General features: G+C 70.8%; 4 protein-coding genes. 3 read left to right on the forward strand and 1 reads right to left on the reverse strand.

Going from position 1 to position 5,037, the window contains the following annotated elements:
* Positions 1–48: 48 nt before the first annotated feature.
* Positions 49–1,932, reverse strand: coding sequence for a phosphoenolpyruvate carboxykinase (GTP) (locus ACWGPE_RS18370; protein WP_231432370.1), 1,884 nt, complete (start codon positions 1,930–1,932; stop codon positions 49–51).
* 129 nt (positions 1,933–2,061) lie between these two features.
* Here ACWGPE_RS18370 and ACWGPE_RS18375 point away from each other — a divergent pair, with 129 nt between their 5' ends.
* The 3 genes from ACWGPE_RS18375 (at position 2,062) to ACWGPE_RS18385 (ending at position 5,005) form a co-directional block, all read left to right on the forward strand.
* Positions 2,062–3,504, forward strand: coding sequence for a helix-turn-helix domain-containing protein (locus ACWGPE_RS18375; protein WP_231431668.1), 1,443 nt, complete (start codon positions 2,062–2,064; stop codon positions 3,502–3,504).
* 185 nt (positions 3,505–3,689) lie between these two features.
* Positions 3,690–4,031: a PadR family transcriptional regulator gene (locus ACWGPE_RS18380; RefSeq protein ID WP_231431669.1), complete on the forward strand. Its 342-nt coding sequence runs from the start codon at positions 3,690–3,692 to the stop codon at positions 4,029–4,031.
* The gene (locus ACWGPE_RS18385; RefSeq protein ID WP_275506537.1) at positions 4,028–5,005 is read left to right on the forward strand and encodes a permease prefix domain 1-containing protein; all 978 of its coding nucleotides are present in this window, start codon (positions 4,028–4,030) and stop codon (positions 5,003–5,005) included. The genes ACWGPE_RS18380 and ACWGPE_RS18385 overlap by 4 nt, the downstream gene beginning before the upstream one ends.
* The last annotated feature ends 32 nt before the right edge of the window (positions 5,006–5,037 follow it).

A 5,037-nucleotide genomic window follows, 5' to 3' on the forward strand; every position in this document is an offset into this window, starting at 1 on the left:
GATGCCCGAGGCATCCGCCCTTCGCTTGCGGCGTCTCGGGGCCCTTCGCTACTCGACCACCGGGGCCGACTCGTGCTCGAGGTGGTAGCGCAGGCTCGCGAGCTCGGCCTTGAGGGCCGCCGGCACGCGGTCGCCGAACTGGGCGAAGTACTCGTCGGTCAGCTCGCACTCGGCGAGCCACGAGTCGCGGTCGACGTCGAACAGCTGCTCGAGCGCCTCGGCCGTGATGTCGAGGCCGTCGAGGTCGAGCGAATCGGCGGCCGGGAGGAGGCCGATCGGCGTCTCGACGGTGTCGGCGGTGCCCTCGACGCGGCCGACGATCCACTCGAGCACGCGCGAGTTCTCACCGAACCCGGGCCAGAGGAACGAGCCGTCGGCGCCCTTGCGGAACCAGTTGACCTGGAAGATCTTCGGGGCGCCCTGGCCGAGCACGCGGCCCATCTTCACCCAGTGGCCCCAGTAGTCGGCCATGTTGTAGCCGCAGAACGGGAGCATCGCGAAGGGATCGCGGCGGAGCTCGCCCACGGTGCCCTCCGCCGCGGCGGTCTTCTCCGACGAGATCGTCGCGCCCATGAACACGCCGTGCTTCCACGAGCGGGCCTCGGCGACGAGCGGCACGTTCGTCGCGCGGCGTCCGCCGAAGAGGATCGCGTCGATCGGCACGCCGTCGTGGGCGTCCCAGTCGTCGGAGATCTGCGGGCACTGCGCGGCGGCGACCGTGAAGCGGGAGTTCGGGTGCGCGGCGGGGCGGCCCGAAGCGGGCGTCCAGTGGTTGCCCTCCCAGTCGGTGAGCTCGGCCGGCACTTCGTCGGTCAGGCCCTCCCACCAGACGTCGCCGTCGGGGCGCAGGGCCACGTTCGTGAAGATCGTGTTGCCCCAGAGCGTCTGCACGGCGGTCGGGTTGGTCGACTCGCCCGTGCCCGGTGCGACGCCGAAGAACCCGGCCTCGGGGTTGATCGCGTAGAGGCGGCCGTCGTCGCCGGGGCGCATCCAGGCGATGTCGTCGCCGATCGTCTCGACCTTCCAGCCGGGGATCGTGGGCTGCAGCATCGCGAGGTTCGTCTTGCCGCACGCCGACGGGAACGCGGCGGCGACGTGGTACGACTTGCCCTCGGGCGAGGTGACCTTGATGAGCAGCATGTGCTCGGCGAGCCAGCCCTCGTCGCGGGCCATGACACTCGCGATGCGCAGCGCGAAGCACTTCTTCGCGAGCAGGGCGTTGCCGCCGTAGCCCGAACCGTACGACCAGATCTCGCGCGAGTCCGGGAACTGCACGATGTACTTGGTGTCGTTGCAGGGCCACTCGATCTCGGCGCGGCGGTGGCCGACGCCGTCGACGAGCGGGTAGCCGACCGAGTGCACCGTGCGCACCCAGGGCTCGCCGGCCTCGATGAGGCGGTAGACCTGCTCGCCCATGCGCGTCATGATGCCCATCGACAGCACCACGTACGGCGAGTCGGTGATCTCGACGCCGAGCTGCGAGATGGGGCCGCCGAGCGGGCCCATCGAGAACGGCACGACGTACATCGTGCGGCCCTTCATCGAGCCGTCGAAGACCTCGGTGAGCTCGTCGCGCATCTCGCGCGGGTCGCGCCAGTTGTTCGTGGGACCCGCGTCCTCCTCGTACGTCGAGCAGATGAACGTGCGGTCCTCGACGCGGGCGACGTCCGACGGGTCGGTGCGCGCGAGGTAGCTGTTGGGGCGCCACTCGGGGTTGAGCTTGATCAGCTTGCCCTCGGCGACGAGCTGGCGCTCGAGGAGGTCGGCCTCGTGCTGCGATCCGTCGCACCACACGACGGCGTCGGGCTTGGTGAGGCCGGCGATCTCGTCGACCCATGCCCGAAGCGCGGGGTCGGTGGTGCCGCGCGGCGCGTGGCCTTCGCCGTAGGCCTGGGTGCCGTCCGTGTCGGTCGAGAGCCCGGAGATGGTCATCATCGTCCCTTCCAAGTGGTGCCCGGCGCGGCGCCGGATCGCTTCGTGTTTCCAGAATGCGCCGATTCGAGGCATCCCGGTGACCAATTCGGGGGTTAAGAATCTGCGATCTTTCGATATTCTTAACGGATGAAGGCAGGCTCCCCCGATCTCGCGACCCTCGGCCACCGCATCCGCCATTTCCGCGGCGAGCGCGGGCTCACCCTCGACCAGCTCGGCGACGCGGTCGGCATGGCCGGTAGCCAGCTCTCGCTCATCGAGAACGGCAAGCGCGAGCCGAAGCTCTCGACGCTCGACGCGCTCGCGGCCGCCCTCGGGGTCGAGCTCTCCGACCTGCTCTCGCGCGAGGCGCCGAGCCGCCGCGCGGCCCTCGAGCTCGAGCTCGGCCGCGCGCAGACCGGCCAGTTGTACGCGAGCCTCGGGCTGCCGGCCGTGAAGCCCTCGCGCGGCATCTCCGACGAGACGCTCGAGGCGATCGTCGGGCTGCACCGCGAACTGCAACGGCGTGCATCCGAGGCGATCGCCACCCCCGAAGAGGCCCGGCGTGCCAACACCGACCAGCGCGAGCGCATGCGCGCGCGGCACAACTACCTGCCCGACATCGAGGCCCTCGCCGAGGAGCAGGTGCGCGCCTCGGGCCACCGGTCCGGCGCGCTCACCCACCGGGAGGTCGGCGTGATGGCCGAGCGGCTCGGCTTCCAGCTCATCTACGTCGACGACCTGCCCGACTCCACCCGCTCGATCACCGACCTCGCCAACGGGCGCATCTACCTGCCGCCGGCCTCGATCCCGGGCGGGCACGGGCTGCGTTCGATGGCGCTCCAGGCGATGGCGCACCGGCTGCTCGGCCACACGCCGCCCGCGAGCTACGACGAGTTCCTCTGGCAGCGGCTCGAGATCAACTACTTCGCCGCGGCGTGCCTCATGCCCCAGGAGGCGTCGGTCACGTTCCTGCAGGAGGCGAAGAAGGAGAAGCGGCTCGCGATCGAGGACTTCCGCGACGCGTTCGGCGTGACGCATGAGGCCGCCGCCCTGCGGTTCACGAACCTCGCGACCGAGCACCTCGACATGACGCTGCACTTCCTCAGGGTGAACGGCGACGGGGCGTTGCTCAAGGGCTATGAGAACGACGGCCTGCCGCTGCCGACCGACGTGACCGGGTCGATCGAGGGCCAGTGGGTGTGCAAGCAGTGGAGCGCGCGCACCGCGTTCGAGCACACCAACCGCACGACCGAGAATTACCAGTACACCGACACCCCGGCGGGCACCTTCTGGTGCGCGACCCAGACCGGGCGAACGGATGCCGCGGAGTTCTCGATCACGGTCGGCGTCCCGTTCGCGCAGGCCAAGTGGTTCCGCGGCCGCGAGACCACGGTGCGCGCGGTGTCGACCTGCCCCGACGAGTCGTGCTGCCGCCGGGCGCCGTCGGGGCTCGCCGAGCGCTGGGCCGGGCGGGCGTGGCCGAGTGCCAGGTTGCACGCGCACGTGCTCTCGCCGCTGCCGTCGGGCACCTTCCCCGGGGTCGACGACGTCTCGGTCTACGAGTTCCTCGAGGCGCACGCCGAGCAGTAGGCGGCGACTTCCGCTGACGGCCTCTTCGTCCGAACAGGCACTTCTCCGTCGCCACACCGGGCCGAGACCTGCGCGGTACGGCGGGTCGCGCGGATGCGCCTGTTCGGTCGCGCACCGGGCCGGGACAACCACACGCAATGAAGTTTCTATTGCATTAGTGTGTGTCGCACAGTATCGTATCAGCCATGAACACCGATGAGACGACCGCCGGGCACCTGCAAGAGCTGCGCCGCGGCACCGTCGTGCTCGCCTGCCTCGTCCGGCTGCGCACGCCCGACTACGGCTACGCACTGCTCGAGTCGCTCAACGCACTCGGCATCCTCGTCGACGCGAACACGCTCTACCCGCTGCTGCGTCGCCTCGAGAAGCAGGGCCTGCTGACGAGCGAGTGGAACACCGACGAGGCACGGCCCCGCAAGTTCTATCGCACGAGCCCGACCGGCGTTGAACTCGCCGACACCCTCATGACCGACTGGCGACGCATCGACGACGCGCTCGCCGGCCTCACCGACGGAGACGAATCATGACCGCGAACACCCTCACCGACCGCTACGTGTGGGCCGCCGCCCGCAGCGTGCCCGAGGCCCAGCGCGACGAGCTCGAGCGCGAGCTGCGCGAGCGCATCGGCGACGCGAGCGACGCGCTCGTCGAGCAGGGGCGCACGCCGGCCGACGCCGAGCACGCCGCCCTCACCGCCCTCGGCGACCCGGCCGCCCTCGCCGCCGAGTACGTCGGCCGCCCGCTGCAGCTCATCGGGCCGCGCTACTTCCTCGTCTGGTGGCGGCTGCTGAAGTTCCTGCTCGCGGTCGTGCTCCCGATCGCCGTCGCGGCGGTCACGCTCGGCCAGCTGCTCTCGGGCGCCGATGTCGACGAGGTCATCGGCAGCGCCGTTGCGAGCGCGTTCTCGATCGCCGTGCATCTCGGCTTCTGGACGACGCTCGTGTTCGCGATCCTCGAGCGCACGCCCGCGGCCGCCGGCCAGCGCGGCATCGACCTCGAGTGGAAGCCCGAGATGCTGCCGCAGATCGCCGAGGACGGTCGCACCAACCGGCTCGTCGACCTCGTCGCCTCGCTCGTGCTGCTCGGCATCTTCGGCGTGCTGCTCGTCATGCAGCAGTTCGGCCTGCCGTGGGTCGACGCGCTCTCGTCGATGCCCCTGCTCGACCCCGCCCTGTGGAGCTTCTGGCTGCCGTACTTCCTCGTGCTCATCGTGCTCGAGGCGGCGTTCGCGGTCGCCGTGTACCTCCGCGGCTGGACCTGGGGCCTCGCAGGCGCGAACCTCGTGCTCGGCGCCGCGTGGGTCGTGCCCGGCCTCTGGCTCTACGCGACCGGGCAGCTCTTCAACCCCGCCGCGCTCGAGGCCGTCGGGTGGCCGTGGGGCGATGCCGGCGAGGTGATCGCGCCGATCGCCGTCGTGGTCGTGATCGCGGGCGCCGCGTGGGACGTCATCGACGGCTTCATCAAGGCGGCGCGCTCCCAGCAGCGCATCACGGCGGCCTGAGCACCGCAGAGCCGGATGCCTCGGGGCCGGCG

The sequence above is a fragment of the Agromyces sp. NPDC055658 genome, from assembly GCF_053618155.1.

Coding starts and splice junctions, on each gene's coding strand:
- ACWGPE_RS18380 (WP_231431669.1), top strand. CDS start 3,690: ATGAACACCGATGAGACGACCGCCGGGCACCTGCAAGAGCTGCGCCGC.
- ACWGPE_RS18385 (WP_275506537.1), top strand. CDS start 4,028: ATGACCGCGAACACCCTCACCGACCGCTACGTGTGGGCCGCCGCCCGC.
- ACWGPE_RS18370 (WP_231432370.1), bottom strand. CDS start 1,932: ATGACCATCTCCGGGCTCTCGACCGACACGGACGGCACCCAGGCCTAC.
- ACWGPE_RS18375 (WP_231431668.1), top strand. CDS start 2,062: ATGAAGGCAGGCTCCCCCGATCTCGCGACCCTCGGCCACCGCATCCGC.